The sequence below is a fragment of the Runella sp. SP2 genome (assembly GCF_003711225.1).
Lineage (GTDB): Bacteria > Bacteroidota > Bacteroidia > Cytophagales > Spirosomataceae > Runella.
In genome coordinates this window covers 2,813,637-2,836,661 of sequence record NZ_CP031030.1, presented here as the reverse complement: position 1 = coordinate 2,836,661, position 23,025 = coordinate 2,813,637, and the positions used below count along the sequence as shown (strand labels likewise).

Sequence of the window (23,025 nt, the reverse complement as noted above, 5' to 3'; positions counted from 1 at the left end):
CTAAAATGAAAATCATTGAATGTCCGCGTGACGCGATGCAAGGTTTAGAAAACTTTGTGCCGACCGACGCTAAAATAAATTACTTAAATAAGCTCCTTCAGGTAGGTTTTGATACGCTTGATTTTGGGAGTTTTGTTTCTCCCAAAGCCATTCCTCAGATGCGGGACACGGCCGAGGTAGTAGATAAATTAGACTTATCGACCACTTCCACCAAATTGCTGTCCATTGTCGCTAATGTTCGTGGGGCAGAAGATGCGGCACAATTTGGGCAAATTCAGTATTTGGGATTTCCTTTGTCGGTTTCGGAAACGTTCCAACAAAAAAATACGAACAAAACCATTGCAGAGGCATTTGGTGAAGTGGTAGAAATTCAGAATATCTGCCAAAAAACCAATAAAAAGTTGGTGGTTTATCTTTCGATGGGTTTTGGGAATCCGTATGGAGATGCTTACAGTCCTGAAATCGTGGAGGAATTTACCGAAAAATTGGTTCAACAAGGGATTAACATCATTGCCCCTTCTGACACAATCGGTTCGAGTACTACCGACGAAATTAAGACCTTGTTTGGGCATTTGGTGAAAAAATTCCCAAATGTGGAATTTGGGGCGCATTTGCACGCAAAATCGTCGCAAACGCCCAAAAAAGTAAAAGCAGCTTATAAAGCAGGAGTTCGCCGAATTGACTGTGCCGTGCGTGGTTTTGGAGGATGTCCGCTGGCGGAAGATAAATTGGTTGGTAATTTAGCAACGGAGTTGGTAGTGAGTGAATTAACACAGCTTGGCGTCAATTTGCCCATCGACGACCTCAAGCTCGCGCAAGCCATGTTGGCTTCACAATATATTTTTGGATAAATATCACAAATGCTACAAATGTTGAGCTTCTCCGAAGCTGTTTTTCGATAATTTTGCCTCGGAGAGGCGCAACGTTTGTTGTTACAAATGTTAAGCTTCTCCGAAGCTGTTTTTCGACAATTTTGCCTCGGAGAGGCGCAACGTTTGTAGTCACAAAAGTTAGTTTTTTTGATAATTTTGCCTCGGAGAGGCACAACCTTTGTAGAATTACGTTTGTGGAAGTTTATTTTTGGGTTTTTTGAACAGCGGAACCGTACTACAAGGTTCACCAAACATCAGCGATTGCACAACGGGTTGAAGTTTGCGCGTCAGTTCTACGTAAGCCGCCGTCGGAACGGGGTGTTTGCTGCACCCTTTTACCACCACGCGAACATCGCGGAAAGTCTCTACATCAATTCGGTTGATGGCATCAAAAAACAACTTTTCTTCAAGGTCGTTGAGGGTTCCAAACACCACTGAGTGGGCGTGAGGCCCAAGTTGAAGTGTTAATAACATGTATGCCCAAGTTGGGATGATGGCGTCTTCGGTGCAAGTGATGGCCACATTTTTGCCTGCGTACTGTGTCCAATCGTGACTTTTAAGAAACTCACGGAAGTCTTTTTCCTTGAGAATCATTCCCATAAAAAGATTGTCTTTAAGGTCATACACCACGCGCTCACCTTGGTGGTAATAATCTTCCAAATCCAAAGTAACAAGCCCACTATTAGCTACTTTATTAATTATTTCTTCCATTGATACTTTTTTTTCTTCTTGAATGAACACCAACTCACGGGCGAAAGTTTAAAGAAATAGTATCTTTGCAGTTTGCAAAAGCAATCCGAATGAATTTTAGTGAAGTTTTAGCCTCCAATCCCCTTTTTCAAGTCATTGCCGATAGCGCCCGTGAACTGGGCGTTGAAGCCTATGTTATTGGGGGATACGTGCGTGATTTAATCCTGAATCGTCCTTCTAAGGACATTGATATAGTAAGCGTTGGAAGTGGTGTTGAGTTGGCCGAAAAAGTGGCCGAAAGGCTTGGTGTACAGGTAATTGTATTTAGAAATTTTGGCACAGCCCAACTCAAAACTGACGATCTTGAAGTGGAGTTTGTGGGTGCGCGTCGCGAATCTTATCGCAGTGAATCTCGGAAGCCGATTGTGGAAGATGGTACCTTGCAAGACGACCAAAATCGCCGTGACTTTACCATCAATGCCATGGGAATCAGCTTAAATGCAACGAACTATGGCGAGCTTATTGATCCTTTCAACGGGATGAGTGATTTGCGGAAAAAACTCATTCGTACCCCCCTCGAACCTGGCATTACTTTTTCTGACGACCCGCTCCGAATGATGCGGGCAGCGCGTTTTGCAACCCAACTTAATTTTGATATTGAGCCAGATACGTTTGACGGTCTTGTGCAAATGGCTGAGCGTATTTCCATCATTTCAAAGGAGCGTATCAATGACGAACTCAACAAAATTATTTTAGCCAAAACCCCTTCTTACGGCTTTAAATTGCTGCATCAAGCGGGGATTTTAAAATTGATTTTTCCTGAGTTTGTAGAGTTGCAAGGGGCTGAATACCAAGATGGAAAAGGGCATAAAGATAATTTCTATCATACGCTTCAGGTACTTGATAATATTTCAAAACATACCAATGACTTGTGGCTACGTTGGGCGGCAATCATGCACGATATTGCCAAACCTGCTACCAAGCGTTTTGACAAAAAAGTGGGTTGGACGTTTCACGGTCATGAAGAGTTGGGTGCAAGAATGACGCCGCGCATTTTTCGCCAGATGAAATTGCCGATGAACGAAAGTATGCGATTTGTACAAAAACTCGTTCGTCTTCACCTTCGTCCTATTGCACTGTCCAAAGAAGAAATTACCGATTCGGCTTTGCGTCGATTGTTGTTTGACGCGGGCGATGATTTGGAGGCATTAATGACGCTTTGCCGTGCCGATATTACGTCTAAGAACCCTGATAAAGTTCGCAAACATTTGGCGAATTTTGACAAGGTTGAACAAAAACTTTACGACCTCGAAGAACGAGATAAGATTCGAAACTTCCAGCCCGTCATTACGGGAGAGGTTATCATGCAAGCCTTTGCCCTCAAACCTTCGGCAGAAGTGGGGATTATCAAAACGGCAGTTCGGGAAGCGATTCTTGATGGGATCATTCCCAATCAGTACGAACAGGCGTTTGGTTTGATGGTAGAAGAGGGGAAAAAACTCGGCCTAGAACTCAAAGTCGTTGCGGAATAAAGCTTTTTTGAACCATATAAGACATATAAGTGATTATAAGAAGAAACTTATATGGCCTTATATGTCTTATATGGTTGCAAAAAAAGAGCCGAAAACAAATCACTTCTTATAAGCAGGCATTTCGTCAATCCCAAGGGTTGTGAGAACAGGATTAAGTACGCAAGGAGTAATAGAAATCCTAAACACTTTATGCCCTGCAACTTCAAAATCGCAGTGGTATTTATTCTTCATTTTGAGTCCGCGATATACTGCCGTGTAATTGATTTTTAGTGGCCAACCGTTTAGCGCGAGTTGGGCTGTCAAATTCTCTACCGTCTTCTTTAAGTTTGAAAAATAGCAAACAAATGGCTCCCGTTCGCGCAGGCCCGTAAGGCTACCGATGTAGGTAATTCGTACTTCGTAGATGGTTTGTTGGAGCATGTATCTGTCACTTTTTTCGAGGAAAATCAACAAATGTTGATTTTTTGCAATAATATGAAAAATAGTGAGATTATTTTTCAAGGCTAAAACTTTTTCTACCTGAGCGTCGTTTCTATATCAGTTGTGTTTATCAACGACAAAAGCCGCTCTTTCAAGTAGCGGCTTTTATTATTTGGAAAAGTCAATATTCTCCGAAAGAGCTCAGGCAATCGTAACTTTGGTGCCCCTCAAAAACTCTTCAATTCCCATTCTTTTCTTGCCTTCCAATTGTAGTTCGTCAATGGACAACCAACCATCGGTAGTTTTAAAAAGTAGCACGTGTTTATTGTCCGTAAATAAGTGGCTACCGTTGTCGGTAGGCGCCTGTGTTGCCACTGAGCTTTTATAAATTTTACACAATTTGCCATTCAAGGTGGTCCAAGCGGCAGGATAAGGCGATAACCCCCTGATAAAATTCCGAACCGCTTCAGTGGACTGATTCCAATTGATTTCGCAAGTTTCTTTAAAAATCTTAGGGGCAGCCTTGAGGACTTCACTTTGTGATTGGGGCAACTGCGGATAATTCCCTGCCTCTACGGCATTGACAGTCCGAACGACTAATTCCGCTCCTTTGTGCATCAGTCGTTCGTACAAAGTTCCAACGTTATCTTCGTAATGGATAGGTTCAGTTTCTTGAAAAATGATGTTTCCTGTATCAATTTCGTGCTCAAGAAAAAAGGTAGTAACGCCCGTTTCGGTTTCTCCGTTGATAATCGCCCAGTTGATAGGTGCTGCACCGCGAAACTGTGGTAGGAGAGAGGCGTGTAGGTTGAATGTCCCTTTGGGGGGCATGTTCCAGACAACTTCTGGCAGCATCCGAAACGCCACAACAACCTGCAAATCGGCTTGGTAGCTGCGTAATTCTTCTAAAAAAGCAGGATTTTTTAGCTTTTCAGGTTGTAAAACAGGAATACCTTGAGATACAGCATAGTGTTTTACGGGGGAAGGAGTAAGTTGCAGCCCACGCCCTGCAGGCTTATCATGAGCGGTCACAACGGCTACCACGTTGCAACCGCTTTCTACAAGCTTTTGAAGGCTACTCACTGCAAACTCAGGAGTCCCCATAAAAATGATTCGAAGCTTTGACATATGCACTGAGAAAATCGTTTTGTCGATTATTAGATATGATTTTTAGAGCAATTTTTTGGATTCAAACTGATGTAGTCTTGATTCCCGTTGCAAATATTGCTAATTTTGTTGTTCAAATTTCGACCATGAACCGACACAACCAATTCTTTTCGGTCTTTTAGGAAGAAGTGACAGAGCTACCCCATTTGTAGTAGAGCGGTCATTTCACCGTTCTTTTTTTTTGTCTTTGGTGGAAGAAATAAGTGATAGGACAGATATATAATACTAAACAATTAACGTACACAACAGCACTATGGCTAAGTTACAATATTACACCGAAGAAGGTCTCAATAAGCTCAAGGCTGAATTGCAGGACTTAAAAACACGCGGCCGTCAGGAAATAGCTCGTGCAATAGCCGAGGCCCGTGATAAAGGTGATTTGAGCGAAAATGCCGAGTACGATGCAGCCAAAGATGCACAAGGCTTACACGAAGCAAAAATCGCTAAATTAGAAGAAATAGTAGGCAACGCGCGGGTCTTGGATGAATCGTCGATTGATACATCGCAGGTGAGCATACTATCGAAAGTTAAAATCAAAAACTGCCGTAACAATGCAGTTGTAACCTATACATTGGTGGCAGAAGAAGAGGCCGATCTTAAACAAGGAAAAATCTCGGCAGGCTCACCCATTGGAAAGGGATTGATGGGGAAAAAAGTAGGAGAAAAAGCCCAAATCCAAGTACCAGCTGGAGCAATGGAATTTGAAGTACTCGATATTTCTCGGTAATATTTTCCCAAAATACATCATATATAGTTCAGTAGGACGCGGAAACGCGTCCTTTTTTGTCATTTTATGAAAATATTTTTTTGCTAAAAATGAGTTATAAAAAGGTAGCTAAAAAGGTGTTTTTTTGAAAATTCCTTCAAACTTGGATGCCGTCAGAGGAAATAGTATTAAAAATAAGTATTTTTTCCTTTTGATTAGATTAAAATGCAACTAAGTATAAAATATAAATAATTCAATAAAATATTTAAAAAGTTATGAAAATAAATTTGTGTATGCCATTTTTGTCGCATTCCAATAGTTTTCTGAGTAGAAAAGCTAAGTATTCCAATAATCAGATTAAGTAAAATGAACTATCAACCACCTGTTTATCTGACGCCTCACTTGTACATGACCAATGAGGAAGAAGAAATTATTGATGCACTGGTTGACCATCACGAAATGCCCAAGAAGTTTGACGTTGATAAAGTGATTTCTTACTTCGAGGGCGAAAACTTTTGCCTTGTCCTTTATTTTGCCAATTTACAGGACCGAGGATTTCAAAAGTTTGTGGTGAATGACTTTTCAGTGAATGTCGAAGAAATGTATATGTTATCGGCATCATTTGGCAAATTGCTCGAACAAGAAGTAAATATTCATGTCATCAGTCAGGCCAAAAATCGGGTTGACCACGTGATACACATGGCGGGTACTTTTCGGGCGTTGTTTAGAAAAAAAGAAGTCGTCGATTAGGTACCCTGTGTACGAAATGAGTTGAGCATCAACAGTACTAAAAAAAACAAAACCCCGACGAACACTTCGTCGGGGTTTTGTGTGAATAAAAAAACTTGAGACTACACATTGAAGCGGAAGTGCATGATGTCGCCGTCTTGTACAACGTATTCTTTGCCTTCAACGGAGATTTTGCCCGCATCACGGCAGCCTGCTTCAGTTTTGTATTTTTCGTAATCGGGAAGTTTGATAACCTCCGCACGGATAAAACCACGCTCAAAGTCAGTGTGAATCACTCCTGCTGCTTGCGGGGCTTTCCAGCCGCGCTGAATCGTCCAAGCCCTTACTTCTTTGACCCCAGCGGTAAAATAAGTAATCAAGTTCAAGATGGCGTACGAAGCACGGATGAGTTTGTAAAGGCCAGACTCGCTAAGGCCATATTCGCCTAAAAACATTTCACGCTCTTCGGCATCTTCCATTTCAGCGATTTGCGATTCGATGGCGGCGCAAAGTACAATTACTTCGGCATTTTCTTCGGCCACGGCAGCTTTGAGTTGCTCTACGTACTCGTTGCCCGTCTGAATGGATGTTTCATCCACGTTGGCGACATAAATAACGGGCTTGATGGTCAGAAGTTGAAGATCAGCGATGGCTGCCTTTTCATCGTCCGTCAAACCGACAGCACGCACGCTTTTTCCTTGAAATAGGGCATTTTTTACGCGGGTCAGAATTTCGAGTTCTACTTTGGCTTTGGCGTCACCCACGCGGGCTGCTTTTTCTACCCGAGCAAATTTTTTCTCAATAGAATCAAGGTCTTTGAGTTGAAGCTCAAGGTCAATAATTTCTTTGTCACTAACGGGGTTGACGCGGCCTTCTACGTGAACAATGTTGTCGTCCGAAAAACAACGAACTACGTGAATGATCGCGTCCACCTCACGAATATTGGCCAAAAACTGGTTGCCAAGACCCTGGCCTTTACTAGCCCCGCGAACCAAACCTGCGATGTCAACAATCTCAACGATGGTCGGAACGGTACGTTGTGGATTAATGAGGCGTTCGAGGACAGTGATACGCTCGTCGGGTACTTCAACCACTCCGACGTTGGGCTCAATGGTACAAAAAGGATAGTTGGCAGCTTCGGCTTTGGCACTTGATAATGCGCTAAAAAGAGTGGATTTGCCTACGTTGGGCAATCCGACAATACCACATTGGAGAGACATTAGTTAAATGACGATTTTTTGATTGGCAAAATTAGTGGATTTTGTGGTGGCTACAAAACCGAAAGCCTCTGGGCAACCAGAGGCAGGGCATAGGATAGGTCAGGAAAGGTTGATTAATCCCACTTCAAATCGCTACCTGTATAGTCTTCTTCTTCACGTACGGCGTACTGAGAGAAATCTATGTCAGGCATCAATTCAGTTTTAATGTGGGCTACGGTTTCTTGAAGGGCATCTACAAACTTATCGAAGTCTTCTTTGTAGAGAAACATTTTGTGTTTTTCGTAAGCAAACCCATCTCCTTGCGGAAAACGGCGACTTTCTGTAATCGTCAAGTAGTAATCATTTGAACGAGTTGAACGCACATCAAAAAAGTAAGTTCTTTTCCCTGCCTTTACGCGTTTCGAGTAGATTTTTTCTCTGTCTTTGTCTTCCACTATCCTTTTGAGGTTTAGAGTTATACCAAACGCTAAAGTACGTCTTTTGTTGTTGGTAGTCAAAATATTTTCAAAATAAAGTTGTTGGTTTTTACGTTGTTATAAGCTGGGGTAAGTATGTCAATTTGTAAAAAACGTAGTTCGTATTTGTTTTTTGCTTAATTTTCAGCCCTTAAACTCAAAAAAGGTTGCATTTTTTTGAGTATGCGTTCAAGGGGACTCCTAGTCAAATTGTCATTTTTGGTGAAAAATAACCCGAACAAATCTATGTATTCTACCACTTTTTATGTACTTGTATTGTTGTCGCTGATCAAAGTAAATCCAGCATCAGCCCAATTGTTGGGGAAGGAAGAGCAAGGAAGAGCATCATTTTATGCACAAATGTTTAACGGGCGCAAAACGTCATTAGGTGAGCCATTCAATCAGAAAGAATATACTGCCGCGCATCGTACGTTGCCTTTCAACACCATGGTGGAGGTCACAAACCTTTCCAATAAGCGCACGGTGATTGTGCGTATCAACGACCGCGGACCGTACCACCGCACCCGCCTGATTGATTTGAGTCGTTCGGCGGCACAATATTTGGGGATTTTGGGCTCTGGCGTTGCCAATGTCACCCTCAGGGTGGTTGGAATGGAAGGAATGGTGCTGCTGGGCCAAAATGAAATGATAACCGAAACAGGTGACATCATTGAGCGGGCTTTGTCCAATTAAAGTAAAATTTCTTCCTTCTTCCGTTTTAAGTTTATAGTCTCCAAATAATGTAGTTTATTCGCAGGAACAAACCTTTTAACAACATGAGCGCTCGCAAATTTGATATTGCAACGGTAAGACAGTACGGAAATTTGGAATTTTTGGCGAGACAGCTCGTCGAAGGGTTTATAACTGGATTGCACAAATCGCCCTTTCATGGTTTTTCGGTCGAATTTGCCGAACACCGCTTGTATAATACAGGCGAAAGCACACGCCACATCGATTGGAAAGTATTTGCCAAAAGCGACCGCTTGTTTGTAAAACGCTACGAAGAAGAAACGAACTTGCGTTGCCATTTACTGGTCGATACGTCGTCGTCGATGTATTATCCTGAGCCTAATCACGATAAAATTACGTTCAGCGTGTTGGCAGCAGCAAGTATCGCCAATTTGCTCCAGCGTCAAAAAGATGCGGTAAGTTTGTGTACATTTTCGGATAAAATAGAAGTTCAAACCCCGATAAAGTCCACCCCATCACACGTTCATAAGGTGTTTTTGGATCTGGAAAACGTTCTTAAAAAGCCCAAAGAACTCCGTAAAACGGCCGTGGCAGATGTATTGCACGAAATCGCCGAGAAAATTCACAAACGCTCGTTGGTGGTGATTTTTAGCGATATGTTTGAAGACATAAATCAAGCCGAAAGAATTTTTTCGGCCATGCAGCACTTGCGTCACAACATGCACGAGGTGTTGTTGTTTCACGTCACCGACCGCCGTACCGAAGAGGAGTTTGCTTTTGATGACCGCCCGTACGAGTTTATTGATTTAGAATCGGGTGAGCGGGTGAAAATTCAGCCAGGACAAGTGAAAAAGCAATACCAAGAAGCCGCCAAAAAATATTACCACGAACTTCGACTCAAGTGCGGACAATATAAAATTGATTTCATCGAAGCCGATGTTGCCAAAGGCTTAGACCAAATTCTGACGGCTTACTTGGCCAAAAGAGCAAAAATGCGGTAGTCTTTAATTAAGACTACCCGTCCAGCCCAGTTTTTGTAACTCTTTCGCGTTCATCTTTACGACCCGTACTTTAAGCGTAATTGGCTTGAGAGGCGTGTCTGTTGAATCGGTTTTGACGGCAACGATGGCGTCCACAATGTCCATCCCCTTAAAAACTTGCCCAAATACCGTAAATTTATCGTCAAGGCGAGCAAGCCCATTTTTGTTTTGAACAATGTAAAACTGACAACCCGCCGAAAGCATGTCAGGATTATTGTCGCGGCCTGCCCCCACGGCACCATACACGTGCCGAATCTTTTTATCGAACTCTGGCTTGAGTAAATAGGGAGAATTGGCAAAACCTTCGGGCGTATCGGGGCAACCACCTTGGGCTACAAAATTATTGATAACACGGTTGAAGGTCAGTGAATCCCAGTAATGTTCTCCCGCCAATTTGGTAAAACTTGCTTTGTGGTTGGGCGTTTCGTTGTACAACCAAAAGTAAATATCTCCCATGTTGGTTTTGATGTGACCAACATCGTATTTTTTCTCTTTGAATGTAAAACCAAGTAAAACGGCCGAAAGCAGGGCTGCCAGTAAACTTTTGTACATGATGCGCGGATTTTAAAAGTTATATTGAATCATCAGCTAATGTACGAAAGGATGGGGCAATTTTGCAAAGGGCGATTTTGTCAAATAAGCAAATTGGCAAAAAGCAAGTAGGCAAATAAGCAAATTGACAAATTGGCAAAAAAGCAAACTAACTTGCCCTTTGCCCTTTGCCCTTTGCCCTTTGCCCTTTGCCCTTTGCTCCTTGCCAACCTATTCCTCTTCTCCTTCGCCTTTGGTCAGTTCGGCTTGCAGGGTTTGCGCGCCTGTGATAACGATGGGTAAGGTTGGTTTTTGGTTGAAAATTACTTCAACAAAACCGTCTTGGGAAGCGCCCGTTTTCACGTCGATGGGGCGATAAATTCCTTGCGGAGTTTTGACAAATACGTGGGCAGTTTCTCCCGTTCGAACAATCGCAGTTTCGGGCAGAGTCTCAGCTTGGCGCGGCGAGGATATCACTTTCCCATTCACGTATTGGCCTGCCAATAAGCGGGTTGCGTTGAGGGTAGCATAGGCATCTACAGTACGACTGTTGGAGTCGAAAGTAGTACCTAAACTGCTGATGGTGGCTGTGCCATTGTCAAACGTTACTTTTTGGCCTACTTTTATGAGGGCTACATCTTTCTCAAACACTTTGAGTACCAAACGCGCACCTGTTTGGTTAATGATTTCAAACAACGATTCTCCGCCGTTAATGGACTTTCCAAGGGTTGTTTGAACGCTCTTAACTACGCCACCAATCGGAGAGCGAAGGGCGATGGTACGAACGATTTGATTTGTTTTAAGCGATTTTGGATCGATTCCTACCACTTGAAGTTTGGCTTCGATGCCTTGTTTGGTGGCTTCCAAAACCCTCATTTCAGATTCTGCCTGTTGGAGTTTACGTTTGGCTCCTACTTCTTCCTGCGATAGGGTCGTTTGACGTTGGCGTTCTTGCTCGGCAAATTGAAGTTGGCCTGTCGTTTTCCAATAATCTTCCTGTAATTGAATGAGTTCGAGGCTTTCGATGGTGGCAAGTGTACTTCCTTTTCCTACTGAATTACCAGACAAGACTCCAATGCTGCGGACAATCCCTATGAGCGGAAAGCTCACACTCGCGCTTTGTTGAGGCGACGATTCAACCACTCCATTGAGGACAATAGCGTCATAAACCGTTCGGGTTTCGGGACTTCCGAGGCTAATGCCAAAATTCTTTTCTTGTTCCGCCGTGAGTTTAAGTTCGGTTGGAGCCTTTTCGGGGGCTGCTTCTTCGGTTTGGGCGGTTTCGGTCTTATTGCAACTGCTCAGAGCTGCTGTTAGGCAAAGGGCAAGGGGCAAGGGGCGGAGGGCAAAGGGCAAGAGGCAAAGGGCAAGGGGCGAAGGGCAAGGGGCGAAGGGCAAAAGGCGAAGGGTAAAATGCAAAATGCGAGAGGCAAATGGCAAGGGGCGAAGGGCGAGGGATAAAATGCGAAGGGCAAAATGCAAAGAGCGTATAGAGTGAATTAATGTGTTCATTGGAATTGTGTTGAAGTGGTTAGTCGTCATTCAAAAAATCGTTATTCTATTCAATACCTAGCCATTTTTCAAGCTCAATGACGGTTTGGGTAAAGCGCAATTGTTCGGTCAAATAGGCTTCACGGATTTGCCAAGCTTGACGGGTATTTTGGAAAAATTCTACGTATTCGATGTCTCCCAAACGAAATTGCTTGTAGGCGGTTTTAAGCAATAACTCTGCTTGAGGAAGTGCCGATTGTTCGTAATAATTGAGCGTTGTCTGAAGTTTTTGGAGACTTTCTCGCAGAATTCTGGTGTTGGCTTCGGTCTGAAACTGAATGGCTTTGAGCTGATTTTCGCTGGCTTGCTCGCCTACTTTTGCCGCCTCGATGCGCGCTTTTTGGGGTTTATTGGTCAACGGAATCCCCAAACCACCAGAAAGGTACATAAAGCCAAGTTTACCTTCAATGGATTGATTAGCAGCGCCAATTCTCCAGTCAGGTTTGAGTTGTGCCCGTTCTAAGTCCGTAAAATTACGACTCAATTGCGATTCCTCCGTCGCAAGGGCAGCGTACCGATTGATTCCTTCTTGGGAGGGAGTGGGTCGTTGTAAATTGAGCAACGTATCAATCATTAAGGATTCATTGCTGTACATTAATGCCTGCAAACCCATGTAAGCCAGCTGAATTTCGCGGTCAATAACCGTCCGACGGTTTTGAATCTCACGCCGATTGGTTTCGCTCGCCACCACTTCCAACTGGTTGGTTTCACCCGTTTTGTAACGAGATTTGGCGGCTTCTAGCGCTTTTACGTACAAGGTGTCTTGCGCTTGAATTAGTTGGCGCGTTTTATACAAAAACAGAATTTGATAATACTGCTGCTTGACGCTGAAAGCCAATTCATTGCGCTGAATTTCCTGTTGTTTTTGAGTTACATTCACTTGTTGGGTCAACACTTTTGCGCGATTTCGATATACGCCGAAAGGCTCAAAACTCTGCACGGCGCTGAGCGTATAATCAAAAGGACGGCTTTGAGTTTGCCCCGCCGCCAAATCGGCGGAGAGCTTGGGCAGCTGCCAAGCCGACCCTATCAATGCCTTTTGCGATTGTTGGGTTAGCTCCGTTGTTTTTAGGGTTAGGTTGTTCTGTGAAGCCCGTTCAATCGCTTGTTGGACGCTGATTTGCGCGTGGGAGGGTAATGAAAGGGTGATCAATACCAACAGGCTTGCGACTCCTTTGGTAGTAGTGGACGCTTTCGAAAACAACGCATACAGCACAGGCAAGACAACCAGCGTAAGGAGCGTAGCGGATAAAATTCCGCCAATCACAACCGTGGCCAGTGGACGCTGTACTTCGGCTCCTCCCGAATTAGAAATAGCCATTGGAAGAAAACCTAGGGAGGCTACCGTCGCTGTGATAATTACGGGCCTGAATCGTACCTCGACGGTTTTTAAAATACGTTCTTTTAAGTTAGTAACTCCTTCTTTTTCAAGGTCGTTGAGGTAGCTGATAAGTACAATTCCGTTCAAAACTGCTACCCCAAACAACGCAATAAATCCAACCCCAGCCGAGATACTAAAGGGCATGTCGCGCATCCAGAGGGCGATAATTCCTCCGATGGCCGACATGGGAACGGCGGAGAAGATTAAGAGCGATTCTTTTAAAGAATGAAAGGTAAAGTAGAGCAATGTAAAGATGAGGAAAAGTGCCAACGGGACGGCGAAACTTAGGCGTTCTTTGGCGCGTTGAAGGTTTTCGAAAGCTCCCCCGTACGTATAAAAATAACCCGATGGTAAGGCCACTTTTTTCTCAATCGTAGCCTGAACGTCGTTGACGACGCTTTCTACGTCGCGGTTGAGAACGCCAATCCCAATCGTAATACGCCGACGGGTTTCTTCGTGGGAAATTTGAGCTGGAGCTTTACGAAAACCAATATCCGCCAACTCTGCCAACGGTACTGTTCCTCCTTGTGGCAATGGAATAAGCAATTGTCGAACGTTTTCAATGTCTTGACGATGTTGCGCATCCAACCGCACCACTAAGTCGAAACGGCGCTCTTGTTCATACACCGTTCCTGCGGTTTCGCCCGCAAAACCACTGCGTACGAGGCGATTAATGTCGGCAATACTCAGGCCATATTGCGCTATTTTTGCTCGGTGGTAGTTGATGCTGATTTGGGGTAAACCTACAATTTGCTCCACGCGTACACTTGCGATTCCCTCTATTTTTTCAATTACTTTAGCAGCGGCGTTGGCACGTTCGTACAAAACGTCAAGGTCGTTGCCAAAGATTTTAACGACCACGTCTGAGCGAACCCCCGTAATCATTTCGTTAAAACGCATCTGTATGGGTTGGGTCATTTCTACGCTGGTTCCAGGTAGTTCTTCTGCCAATACTGCCGCCATTTTTTCGGACATTTCTTCGCGATTTTTGGCGTTTTTCCATTCCGAAATATCTTTCATGTTAATCATTTGATCGACCATTTCAATGGGCATGGGGTCGGTAGGGATTTCAGAAGCTCCAACCCGCCCTACAATCTGTTGAATTTCGGGAAAATGTTTTCGGAGAATTTGATGGGCTTTGTTAGCTGAATTAATTGTCTCTGTCAAAGAAGTCCCCGATGCCGTGCGGAAGTCGATTGCTAAGTCGCCCTCGTCGAGGGTAGGGACAAATTCACCGCCAAGACGATTAAAGACAAGAAGTGAAATCACAAAAAGTCCCAAGGTAATACCAACTGTAGCTTTTTTCCACTGTAACGACCAGAGAATGAGGGGTTCATAACGTCGGTATAACCAAGCGAGTACCCGCTCTGAAAAATTCCAGTGTTTGTGTAAGTTTTTGCCCATCACCAACGACGACATCATCGGAACGTAGGTCAAAGACAAAATGAACGCCCCAAAAATGGCAAACCCAACCGTCATGGCCATGGGTTTGAACATTTTGCCCTCAATTCCCACCAATGAAAGAATAGGCAGATACACCATCAAAATGATGATTTCGCCAAAGGCCGCCGAGGTACGAATGCGTTTGGCGGTTTCATACACCAACTGGTCGCGTTCAAGTGGGTCATCGACATTGTTGCGTTTGTTGTCTTCGTACCAAACTTGAAATCGATGGACAATAGCCTCCACGATAATCACGGCACCGTCCACAATCACCCCAAAGTCAATCGCACCCAAGGACATTAAGTTGGCCGAAATATCGAAGGTATTCATCATTCCAATCGTGAATAACATGGCTAACGGGATGACCGAAGCGGCCACCAACCCTGCCCGCAAACTACCCATGAGAAGTACCAAGACCACAATCACGATGAGTCCCCCTAAAAGCAGATTTTCGCTGACAGTAGTGATGGTTTTATTGATGAGTTTGGTACGTTCAATAAACGGTACAATTTCAATGCCTTCAGGAAGGTTTTTTTGAATACGGGCAATGCGTTCTTTTACGGCATTGACGGTATTGGCCGAGTTAGCACCTTTTAGCATCAATACAATTCCTCCAACGGCTTCGCCTTCGCCATTCCGCACCAATGCCCCAAAGCGATTGGCATGGCCAAAATCAACCCCAGCTACGTCACGTACCAAAACGGGGATTCCTCCCACGTTTTTAATCACAATTTGCTCAATGTCGCTGAGGCTTTTTACAACCCCTTCGCCACGAATAAACTGCGCTTGCCCGATTCTTTCGATGTAGCTTCCTCCTGTGTTGGCATTGTTTTTTTGCAAGGCATCGTACAACTCCGATAGCGTGACATTGTGCGCGCGTAGGCGTTCGGGGTTGACACTGACTTCGTATTGTTTGACGAATCCACCAAAACTGCTGATTTCGATCACTCCTTCTATTCCGACCAATTGGCGTTTGACAATCCAGTCCTGAATAGTACGAAGCTCAGTAAGATCATATTTAGACTTCGCCCCTTTTTTAACGGCCAAGGTGTATTGATAAATTTCGCCCAAGCCCGTTGTGAGGGGTGCAATCATGGGTTTTCCGAACTCCGCAGGAATATCGGCTTCCACGGTTTTGAGTTGTTCGGTTAACCATTGTTTTCCTCGGACAATGTCCACCTCGTCCTTAAAAACTACGGTTACTACCGAAAGCCCAAGTTTGGATACCGAGCGAATCTCAGTCACATCAGGAATGTTGGCCAGCGACAATTCGATGGGTGTAGTCACAAATTGCTCAACTTCTTGGGCTGCCAAGGTGGGTGTGAGCGTTAAGATTTGCACTTGGTTGGTGGTGATGTCAGGAACGGCATCAATGGGCAACCGCGAGAGCGAGTACCCTCCCCAAATCACCAGTGCCACCACTGCCAATCCAATGACCAGCTTGTTTTTGATACTGTAATGAATCAGTGAATCAATCATATTTTGTTTTATTTTTGTTGAAAATTGAAGTTGTAATCTTATGCAAATCACTGTCACCGTCCCCGAAAAAAAAGCAGAAGAGTTTTTGGCGCTCGTCAAGGAACTTGGTTATAAGTCCGAGGTGAAGACGCCTAAAAAGTTGAAACCTAAAGAACCACGACTTTTGAAAGAACTGCGTCAGTCTTGGAAAGAGGTTGAAATGCACGAAAGAGGAGAAATTGAGTTGAAAACTTTGGATCAGTTGTTGAATGAACTTTGAAATTAAAACAACACCTGTATTTGAGAAGCAGCTCAAAAAAATTGCTAAAAAACATGCAAGCATAAAGCAAGCATTAGTGTATTTACAAGAAACACTTAGAGAAAATCCCAAAACAGGGATTCCTCTTGGTAAAGAATGTTTCAAAATACGTTTGGCAATTCCTTCTAAAAATCGAGGGAAAAGTGGTGGAGCAAGGGTAATAACCCACGTAAGGGTTGTGGGTGAACAAGTATTTTTACTTTCCATTTATGATAAATCAGAAAGAGAATCGGTAGCCGATGCTTCGATTGATGAATGGATTAAGAATTTGCCCGAGTGACCTATTGTTAGAATAGATGAAAAGCGGGAAATGCAGCATTGAAAGGATACACTTCTCCCATCAAAGAAAAAAAGCCCTAAGCTCGGGGTGGACAAATGAGTGCCTTGAATGATAAAAAGGCGTAGGAATTGAGCCAATGAAAATTGGCAGAAGTTAAGAAGGTAACGACAGTTTGGGCATCAAACGATACAGAAGCCGAAGGTAGCACAAAAAAACTGGCTACACTGTTGAAATCAAAACTTGGAAGATGGTGCTCTTTTTGTTTGGTATGCTCCGAATCGGCGGAATAGTGCATCCACAAAAAATCAAGAAAGCTTAATGACGCAGGGCATTCTGCCTTGTGCTCCTCAAAATGTTTCCACACGTCAGGTGAATGCAACAACTCAGTCGCCGACCGAGGAAGGAGACTTTGTGCAAACACAATGGAGGCCAATAAAAACGCGAGGGTGGCTTTCATTCGACGGCGAAAAATGGAAAAGCAAATGTAGAGTTTGGACTAAAATAATGTATTGATTGAAGTAATAATCTTTAAAATTTAGAATTAGTATAGATATTGTTTGTTGTAATATGCTGATAAACAGTTCGATAAGTGCTTGTGTGTATGGCGTCATTAGAAAACCTGATAGGTATCATTTGATATTGTTGGCGTGAAAATGTTACTTTGTGTGGTTCTATTTAAACTCAATCTAAATAAATTGCGTTATATGACTCAAAACCCTTTTGAGAAAATAGACTGAACCACCCGTCCAATATGAAAACCATCGCCGACTTACAACTGGGAGAAAGAGCTTTTGTGAAAGAGTTTCGCCAAGAAGATTTATCGTTGAAACTACTCGAAATGGGTTTTTTGCCTGGCATTGAAGTAATGCTCGATTTTGTGGCACCTCTGGGCGATCCAATTGGTGTGCAAGTAAACGGCTATTGTTTGGCAATGCGCAAAGAAGAAGCGGCTACGGTTATTGTTGAAGAAAGCATTTAATATCCCTTGAAAAAGAACCCCATCATCGCCATCGTCGGCAATCCAAATATCGGTAAGTCATCGTTGTTTAACCAACTGACTGGATTGCGTCAAAAAGTTGGAAATTTCCCAAGTGTTACGGTAGAAAAAAAATCAGGCCCTTGGATGCTCAATGATGCTACTGAGGCAGTGGTTGTTGACTTGCCAGGTCTGTATAGTTTATATCCAAAAGCGTTGGACGAGCGAGTGGTTATTGATATTTTGGCCAATCCTTCCCATGAAGATTATCCTGATGTGGTAGTAGTGGTGGCTGATGCCTCCAACCTCAAACGTAATTTGCTTTTGTTTACCCAAGTAGCAGATTTGGGGTTGCCCGTAGTTTTGGCTTTAAACATGCTCGATGTAGCGCGAGATAAAAACCTGCAAGTCAACGCCGTAAAATTAGCGATGAAATTGGGCGTGCCTGTAGTTCGCATCAATGCGCGGGTAGGAGAAGGCTTAGACCAACTCAAACAGGCTGTTTTGCAACAGTTAGAAAACCCCAAAAAATCGGTTGAGAAATATTATTTTAATCCTGCGGAGCAATTCCCCGAATTGATTGACGAAGTAAAACGCACGAACGATATTTCCAATAATTATTTGGCATTGCACCACGTTCAGCAACACGATATTTTTTCGTTTGTACCGCACGAAAAGCGGGTAGCTTACGATAAAATGATTGAAAAACACGGTTTTAAAGAAAGCGGTTTTCAAGCAGCTGAAACCATGCACCGATATGCGGTCATCGATGGTCTCGTCAAAGAATCGGTCAAAACGGTGGCGGAGTTTTTGGTGAAACCATTGTGGACGAGGCGTTTAGATAAAGTTTTGCTTCACCCTTTTTGGGGGTATGCCGTTTTCTTGGCGGTGCTGTTGGTCATTTTTCAAGCGGTATTTACGTTTGCCAGCTATCCCATGGACTTGATTGATGCGGGAATGGCGTCGTTGAATGATTGGTTAAAACAACAACTTCCAGAAGGAGCATTGACCGATTTATTGACCGATGGACTGGTGGCGGGCATTGGCGGGGTTGTAATTTTTATTCCTCAAATCGCCTTCTTGTTTTTCTTGGTTTCGCTGCTTGAAGAATCTGGCTACATGGCTCGGGTGATGGTCATTATGGACAAACTCATGCGAAAGTTTGGCTTAAATGGTCGAAGTGTGGTGCCGCTTATTTCAGGAGTAGCCTGTGCCGTACCAGCCATTATGGCAGCCAGAAGCATCGGAAATCGAAAAGAACGATTACTAACGATATTGGTCACACCACTGATGAGTTGTTCGGCTCGCTTGCCGATTTATACGGTGCTTATAGCGCTGGTAGTGCCTTCTACGGCAGTACTTGGTTTTTTTACCCTCCAAGGACTGACGCTTATGGGCTTGTACTTGCTGGGGCTAATCAGTGCCTTAGTATCGGCTTGGGCTATCAAAGGAAGGGTTGAAAGTGCCGAAACGGGCTATTTTGTCATGGAAATGCCTACTTACCAAATTCCGCGCTGGTACCATGTGGGTATTGCCGTTTGGGATAGTGTTAAGTCATTTGTGACCCAAGCAGGTAAAATCATCGTTGCCATCTCTATTATTCTTTGGGTGTTGGCTACCTATGGCCCAGGCGATGCCATTTCAAAAGCAGAAGAAACCATTCAAAAAGAGCAACCAACGCTGACAGGAACTGAAATGGAAAACGCGGTAGCTGCTTACAAGTTAGAACATTCGTACGCGGGTCATTTTGGGAAATTTATTGAACCAGCCATTGCACCCTTGGGATACGATTGGAAAATAGGTATTGCGTTATTGGCTTCATTTGCCGCGCGCGAAGTGTTTGTAGGTACGATGAGCACCATTTATAGCATCGGAAGCGAAGCGGATGAAGATAACGGAACCATCAAAGCCCGAATGCGTGCTGAGATAAATCCTAAAACGGGAAAAGCCATGTACACACCCGCGCTGGCATTTTCGTTGTTGGTGTTTTATGTATTTGCCATGATGTGCATGAGTACAATCGCAACCGTAAAGCGTGAAACCCACGGCTGGAAATGGCCCCTCATTCAGTTGGCATACATGACGGTTTTGGCGTATGGGTTGGCGTTCTTGACTTACCAAGTTTTACAGTAAAAGATTAGAAATATAGCTGCTGTGCAATTCGGAACGTATTACAATGTGCTTCCACAATATCGGCCAAGCGCGGGGAATAGCCACCACCCATCGAAACCACAACAGGGATATTTCGTTGTTTACACTGAGAAAATACAAACTCATCACGTCGGTAACAGCCTTCGCGGGTAACTTTCAATTTTCCCAATTTATCCGTCTCCAGAATATCTACTCCCGAAATGTAAAAAATAAAATCGGGCCGTTGTTGGTCGATGAGATAAGGTAATGTTTCATAAAGTAAGCGGAGATAGTCTTGGTCTTGCGTTCCCGTAGGGAGTTCGATGTCGAGGTCTGATTTTTCTTTGAACAAAGGATAATTATCTTTTCCGTGCACTGAAAAGGTAAAAACCTGAGGGTTGTTCTGAAAAATAACGGCCGTTCCGTTGCCTTGGTGCACATCCAAATCGACCACCAGAATTTTGGTCGCCAGTTGCTTCGAGAGTAAATAATTGGCGGCGATAGCCACATCATTCAACAAACAAAACCCTTCGCCACGATCGGCATAAGCATGATGGGTGCCACCTGCGACATTCATCGAAACGCCAAACGCCAACGCAAAATGACAACATTCAATCGTTCCTTGGGCAATGCGCGTTTCGCGCTCAATGAGTCGTTGATTCAGCGGGAAACCAATCCGTCGAACCATTTTGTCAGAAATTCTCAAGTTTTTTAAATCTTCCCAGTAGGTACTATCGTGCACCCCCAAAATCCAATGTTCGTCCAAGTGGCTAGGGGAGAAGAAGTTGTCGGACGTGCAAGTGCCTTCATACAAGAGCTGTTCGGGAATAAGTTCGTATTTGGCCATTGGAAAACGATGAGGTTCTCCGTTAGGGCCTTTGGGAAGTGGATGACAAAAAATTGGGTCGTGGGCAATTTTGAGCATAAAAAAGATGAAATGATTTGGGCCAACTTTTCGTTAGTAGGTTATAAAAAAACCGAGAATAAACCATGAAAGTTAAATTTCAAGCACTTATTTTAGGAGTAACGGTCGCAATGATAGCCACTGCCTGCGCACCTGACCCCTTGAATGATTTGACGGTAGAGGAAACCCAAGTTTTTATTACTAATTACGAACCTACGACCAATTTTGCTAATTACCAGACCTTTAGCTTGGCCGATACAGTATATGTAATTCAAAACCAGCAAACGGGAGTTTCGACTTCTACGCAAGATTATGTGGCATTAGACCGAATTACATCAACTTTGACGCAGCGCGGATACAAGCGAGTAACGCGCGAGGCAAAACCAGATTTGGGCGTCAGTGTAGCGCGCATCAGAGAAACCCAAACGGGGCTTGTCGCTAATTATAACCCTTGGAACAGCTACTGGGGATACACTGGCGGCGGTGGCTTTTTTTATCCTCCAACCTACTCTTACTATCAAACTTCAGAAACCTATTGGTATTTGGAAATGGTAGATTTAAAAAATGCGACCAACGGTCTGCAACCCAAAGTGGTTTGGAATGCCCAGATTCGAGGAAATGGCATTTTTGACTCGGCGTCTTTGACGAATTTGATTGACAATGTGTTTAAGCAGTCGATGTATTTGAGAAAGTAGTAAAACCACAACGTATGATGCTTGGTATGAAAATTAGAAAAGTAAAAACAATAAGCGCCATTGTGCTCTGCTTTATGGGGGTATTTTTGGCAAATATAGTTGAGGCACAACAAGTTATTGACAAACCTCAGTTGTTCAAGAGAGAGTCGCCTTATCTGAGATATACCTCTTATCGTGTTTCTTTGACGGGAGGTTTGGGGGTTGCTACAGGTTCGTTAGGTGATTTTATGGCGGCCAATACGTTTCGTAACTATTCACTGGCCGTTGATTTTGTTTTCCCAAAAAACAATATGTCGGTGGGGTTTGCGATTGGTTCACAGTATTTTATGAACCGCTTGCCTCGTCAGGTGTATGAATATGATAATGGCGCTATTTCGGCCGTGCAAACGCGTACAGTCACGGCTTATCCGATTACGTTGACGGGTAGCTATCACGTTGGGGATGTCAATGCGCGCGTTCGGCCGTATGTACAGGCAGGATTGGGGGCTGCGTTTGCGGAAGTAGCCAATTACTACGGAATGTTATCAACGGGCGACAATGGTTTTAAGTTTGTCGCACAGGGGGGCGCTGGAGTGCGTGTTTTGCTGAGTAAAACAGGGAATGTGGGGCTTGAACTTGGGGCAACCTATCAGCACATCCCTTTTAAAATAGAAAGCGAAGGACTAACTGCTGCCTCGTCCATCAATGCACGAGTGGGTTTGTTTTACCGCTGGTGGTAGGCGTTTTTGAGTTTGGGGTTCTTGAATTCCCAACGGTAAACCCCAAACTCAAAACTTATTTACTCCTCAATCGTAATTGTGTGTCCGATTTGTGCCAAAGGCTCAAATTGCGCCGTGGCTGAGCAGTATTTTTCCATCGATAACTTCACCGCCCGTTCGATTTTGGCGCGGTCTAGGTTATTTCCCTTGAAAAAATAATGAATAGTGACCGAGCGAAAAGGTGAGCGCTCGGTAGTTTCTTCTTTAACGCGGTCACCCTCTACGGTGATTCTGAAGTCGGTAACTTCTTGTCGTTGTTTTTTGAGAATAAGCACAACGTCAATCGCACTGCAACTTCCAACTCCCATTAGTAACAACTCCATGGGACGAACTCCCGCGTTTTGGCCACCAATGGCTGGCGACGCATCGGTATGTACTTTTATATCTGACGAACCTGTGGCTTCAAAGTGAAACCCATCGTCAACGCGAACTAATTCTACTTTCATACGTAACTTGGCTTGTGATTATAATGAAAATACAACTATTAAAAGCACTTGGTTCAAAAAGGATTAAGCTTCATCGTGAACCCTCTTGCGGTTGGGAGCAACCGCCGTCACACAATCACTCAAAATGGACTATGCTTCGCTTTCGATAATGTTGATTTTGGTAATGACATCACCCTGACGAATGGCATCAATTACTTCTAAGCCTTCAATTACTTTGCCAAAACAAGTATGGTTACGGTCGAGGTGTGCGGTGTTGCGACGGCTGTGGCAGATAAAAAACTGAGAACCACCCGTGTTGCGGCCTGCGTGGGCCATCGAAAGTACGCCACGGTCGTGATACTGGTTTCCTCCCGTAAGTTCGCATTTGATATGATAGCCTGGGCCGCCGCGTCCCGTTCCTTGAGGGCATCCGCCTTGAATCACAAAATCAGGGATGACACGGTGGAATTTTAGTCCGTCGTAAAAACCACTTTTAGCAAGGTTGACAAAATTGGCAACGGTATTTGGGGCGTCTTGCTCATAAAATTCAATCGTCATCGTCCCCTTGTCGGTAATCATTTCTGCTTTAAGCATACTGTTAACGCTGTTTTTGGTCGTTTGAAAAATAATTTGGCCACAAAGGTAGCCGTTAC

At 43.9% G+C, this 23,025-nt stretch carries 24 protein-coding genes; 12 read left to right on the top strand and 12 right to left on the bottom strand.

The features are described 5' to 3' along the window. The first annotated feature begins 5 nt into the window (after window positions 1-5). Window positions 6-851: a hydroxymethylglutaryl-CoA lyase gene (locus tag DTQ70_RS11920; RefSeq protein WP_122930999.1), complete on the top strand. Its 846-nt coding sequence runs from the start codon at window positions 6-8 to the stop codon at window positions 849-851. Window positions 852-1,058: 207 nt separating this feature from the next. Here DTQ70_RS11920 and DTQ70_RS11915 read toward each other — a convergent pair whose 3' ends face one another. Further along, the gene (locus tag DTQ70_RS11915; RefSeq protein WP_122934381.1) at window positions 1,059-1,583 is read right to left on the bottom strand and encodes a DUF2480 family protein; all 525 of its coding nucleotides are present in this window, start codon (window positions 1,581-1,583) and stop codon (window positions 1,059-1,061) included. Between the two features lie 89 nt (window positions 1,584-1,672). On the opposite strand from DTQ70_RS11915, the gene DTQ70_RS11910 reads away from it, so the two are divergent. Beyond that, window positions 1,673-3,094 carry a CCA tRNA nucleotidyltransferase gene (locus DTQ70_RS11910; RefSeq protein WP_122930998.1) on the top strand — a complete coding sequence of 474 codons (1,422 nt, stop codon included), beginning with the start codon at window positions 1,673-1,675 and terminating at the stop codon, window positions 3,092-3,094. Window positions 3,095-3,193: 99 nt separating this feature from the next. On the opposite strand, the gene DTQ70_RS11905 is transcribed toward DTQ70_RS11910, so the two are convergent. After that, window positions 3,194-3,514, bottom strand: a complete 321-nt coding sequence (locus tag DTQ70_RS11905; protein ID WP_122930997.1) for a hypothetical protein — start codon at window positions 3,512-3,514, stop codon at window positions 3,194-3,196. 201 nt (window positions 3,515-3,715) lie between these two features. Next, window positions 3,716-4,618: a methionyl-tRNA formyltransferase gene (fmt, locus tag DTQ70_RS11900; RefSeq protein WP_122934380.1), complete on the bottom strand. Its 903-nt coding sequence runs from the start codon at window positions 4,616-4,618 to the stop codon at window positions 3,716-3,718. A 316-nt stretch (window positions 4,619-4,934) separates the two neighbouring features. On the opposite strand from fmt, the gene greA reads away from it, so the two are divergent. Together greA and DTQ70_RS11890 are read left to right on the top strand one after the other, a co-directional pair. Further along, window positions 4,935-5,408: a transcription elongation factor GreA gene (greA, locus tag DTQ70_RS11895; protein ID WP_028526160.1), complete on the top strand. Its 474-nt coding sequence runs from the start codon at window positions 4,935-4,937 to the stop codon at window positions 5,406-5,408. A 345-nt stretch (window positions 5,409-5,753) separates the two neighbouring features. Then, window positions 5,754-6,137: a hypothetical protein gene (locus tag DTQ70_RS11890; RefSeq protein WP_164489984.1), complete on the top strand. Its 384-nt coding sequence runs from the start codon at window positions 5,754-5,756 to the stop codon at window positions 6,135-6,137. A gap of 101 nt (window positions 6,138-6,238) precedes the next feature. On the opposite strand, the gene ychF is transcribed toward DTQ70_RS11890, so the two are convergent. Both ychF and DTQ70_RS11880 read right to left on the bottom strand, forming a co-directional pair. Further along, window positions 6,239-7,336 carry a redox-regulated ATPase YchF gene (ychF, locus tag DTQ70_RS11885; protein ID WP_122930995.1) on the bottom strand — a complete coding sequence of 366 codons (1,098 nt, stop codon included), beginning with the start codon at window positions 7,334-7,336 and terminating at the stop codon, window positions 6,239-6,241. Window positions 7,337-7,449: 113 nt separating this feature from the next. Beyond that, a complete protein-coding gene (locus DTQ70_RS11880) occupies window positions 7,450-7,770 on the bottom strand; it encodes a DUF3276 family protein (RefSeq protein WP_028526164.1) in 321 nt (106 codons plus the stop codon). Between the two features lie 267 nt (window positions 7,771-8,037). On the opposite strand from DTQ70_RS11880, the gene DTQ70_RS11875 reads away from it, so the two are divergent. Together DTQ70_RS11875 and DTQ70_RS11870 are read left to right on the top strand one after the other, a co-directional pair. After that, on the top strand, window positions 8,038-8,484 hold the full coding sequence (locus DTQ70_RS11875) for a septal ring lytic transglycosylase RlpA family protein (RefSeq protein ID WP_122930994.1): 447 nt from the start codon (window positions 8,038-8,040) through the stop codon (window positions 8,482-8,484). Between the two features lie 83 nt (window positions 8,485-8,567). Then, a complete protein-coding gene (locus DTQ70_RS11870) occupies window positions 8,568-9,482 on the top strand; it encodes a DUF58 domain-containing protein (protein ID WP_028526165.1) in 915 nt (304 codons plus the stop codon). 3 nt (window positions 9,483-9,485) lie between these two features. Here the strand turns inward: DTQ70_RS11870 and DTQ70_RS11865 are convergent, their stop codons facing one another. From DTQ70_RS11865 to DTQ70_RS11855, 3 genes are all read right to left on the bottom strand, one after another. Then, entirely contained in the window at window positions 9,486-10,073 is a 588-nt protein-coding gene (locus tag DTQ70_RS11865; protein ID WP_122930993.1) for a peptidylprolyl isomerase, read from the bottom strand. Between the two features lie 210 nt (window positions 10,074-10,283). Beyond that, window positions 10,284-11,564: an efflux RND transporter periplasmic adaptor subunit gene (locus DTQ70_RS11860; protein WP_164489983.1), complete on the bottom strand. Its 1,281-nt coding sequence runs from the start codon at window positions 11,562-11,564 to the stop codon at window positions 10,284-10,286. A 46-nt stretch (window positions 11,565-11,610) separates the two neighbouring features. Further along, the gene (locus DTQ70_RS11855; RefSeq protein WP_122930991.1) at window positions 11,611-15,906 is read right to left on the bottom strand and encodes a CusA/CzcA family heavy metal efflux RND transporter; all 4,296 of its coding nucleotides are present in this window, start codon (window positions 15,904-15,906) and stop codon (window positions 11,611-11,613) included. Window positions 15,907-15,946: 40 nt separating this feature from the next. Between DTQ70_RS11855 and DTQ70_RS11850 the strand changes: the two genes are divergently transcribed. Both DTQ70_RS11850 and DTQ70_RS11845 read left to right on the top strand, forming a co-directional pair. Continuing rightward, a complete protein-coding gene (locus DTQ70_RS11850; RefSeq protein ID WP_122930990.1) occupies window positions 15,947-16,165 on the top strand; it encodes a hypothetical protein in 219 nt (72 codons plus the stop codon). After that, complete coding sequence (locus DTQ70_RS11845; RefSeq protein ID WP_122930989.1) at window positions 16,155-16,484, top strand: type II toxin-antitoxin system RelE/ParE family toxin; 330 nt, start codon at window positions 16,155-16,157, stop codon at window positions 16,482-16,484. The genes DTQ70_RS11850 and DTQ70_RS11845 overlap by 11 nt, the downstream gene beginning before the upstream one ends. A 76-nt stretch (window positions 16,485-16,560) precedes the next feature. Here DTQ70_RS11845 and DTQ70_RS11840 read toward each other — a convergent pair whose 3' ends face one another. Next, complete coding sequence (locus tag DTQ70_RS11840; RefSeq protein ID WP_051398252.1) at window positions 16,561-16,941, bottom strand: hypothetical protein; 381 nt, start codon at window positions 16,939-16,941, stop codon at window positions 16,561-16,563. 294 nt (window positions 16,942-17,235) lie between these two features. On the opposite strand from DTQ70_RS11840, the gene DTQ70_RS11835 reads away from it, so the two are divergent. Continuing rightward, complete coding sequence (locus tag DTQ70_RS11835) at window positions 17,236-17,463, top strand: FeoA family protein (RefSeq protein WP_037301893.1); 228 nt, start codon at window positions 17,236-17,238, stop codon at window positions 17,461-17,463. A gap of 6 nt (window positions 17,464-17,469) precedes the next feature. Then, window positions 17,470-19,593, top strand: coding sequence for a ferrous iron transport protein B (feoB, locus tag DTQ70_RS11830; RefSeq protein ID WP_122930988.1), 2,124 nt, complete (start codon window positions 17,470-17,472; stop codon window positions 19,591-19,593). Window positions 19,594-19,597: 4 nt separating this feature from the next. Here feoB and DTQ70_RS11825 read toward each other — a convergent pair whose 3' ends face one another. Then, a complete protein-coding gene (locus DTQ70_RS11825; protein ID WP_122930987.1) occupies window positions 19,598-20,515 on the bottom strand; it encodes a histone deacetylase in 918 nt (305 codons plus the stop codon). Between the two features lie 65 nt (window positions 20,516-20,580). Between DTQ70_RS11825 and DTQ70_RS11820 the strand changes: the two genes are divergently transcribed. Next, on the top strand, window positions 20,581-21,189 hold the full coding sequence (locus tag DTQ70_RS11820; protein WP_122930986.1) for a DUF4136 domain-containing protein: 609 nt from the start codon (window positions 20,581-20,583) through the stop codon (window positions 21,187-21,189). A 26-nt stretch (window positions 21,190-21,215) separates the two neighbouring features. Next, window positions 21,216-21,908, top strand: coding sequence for an OmpW family outer membrane protein (locus DTQ70_RS11815; RefSeq protein WP_164489982.1), 693 nt, complete (start codon window positions 21,216-21,218; stop codon window positions 21,906-21,908). Between the two features lie 59 nt (window positions 21,909-21,967). On the opposite strand, the gene DTQ70_RS11810 is transcribed toward DTQ70_RS11815, so the two are convergent. After that, entirely contained in the window at window positions 21,968-22,393 is a 426-nt protein-coding gene (locus DTQ70_RS11810) for an OsmC family protein (RefSeq protein ID WP_028526173.1), read from the bottom strand. 129 nt (window positions 22,394-22,522) lie between these two features. Beyond that, entirely contained in the window at window positions 22,523-22,966 is a 444-nt protein-coding gene (locus tag DTQ70_RS11805) for a peptidylprolyl isomerase (protein WP_122930984.1), read from the bottom strand. Window positions 22,967-23,025: the final 59 nt, after the last annotated feature.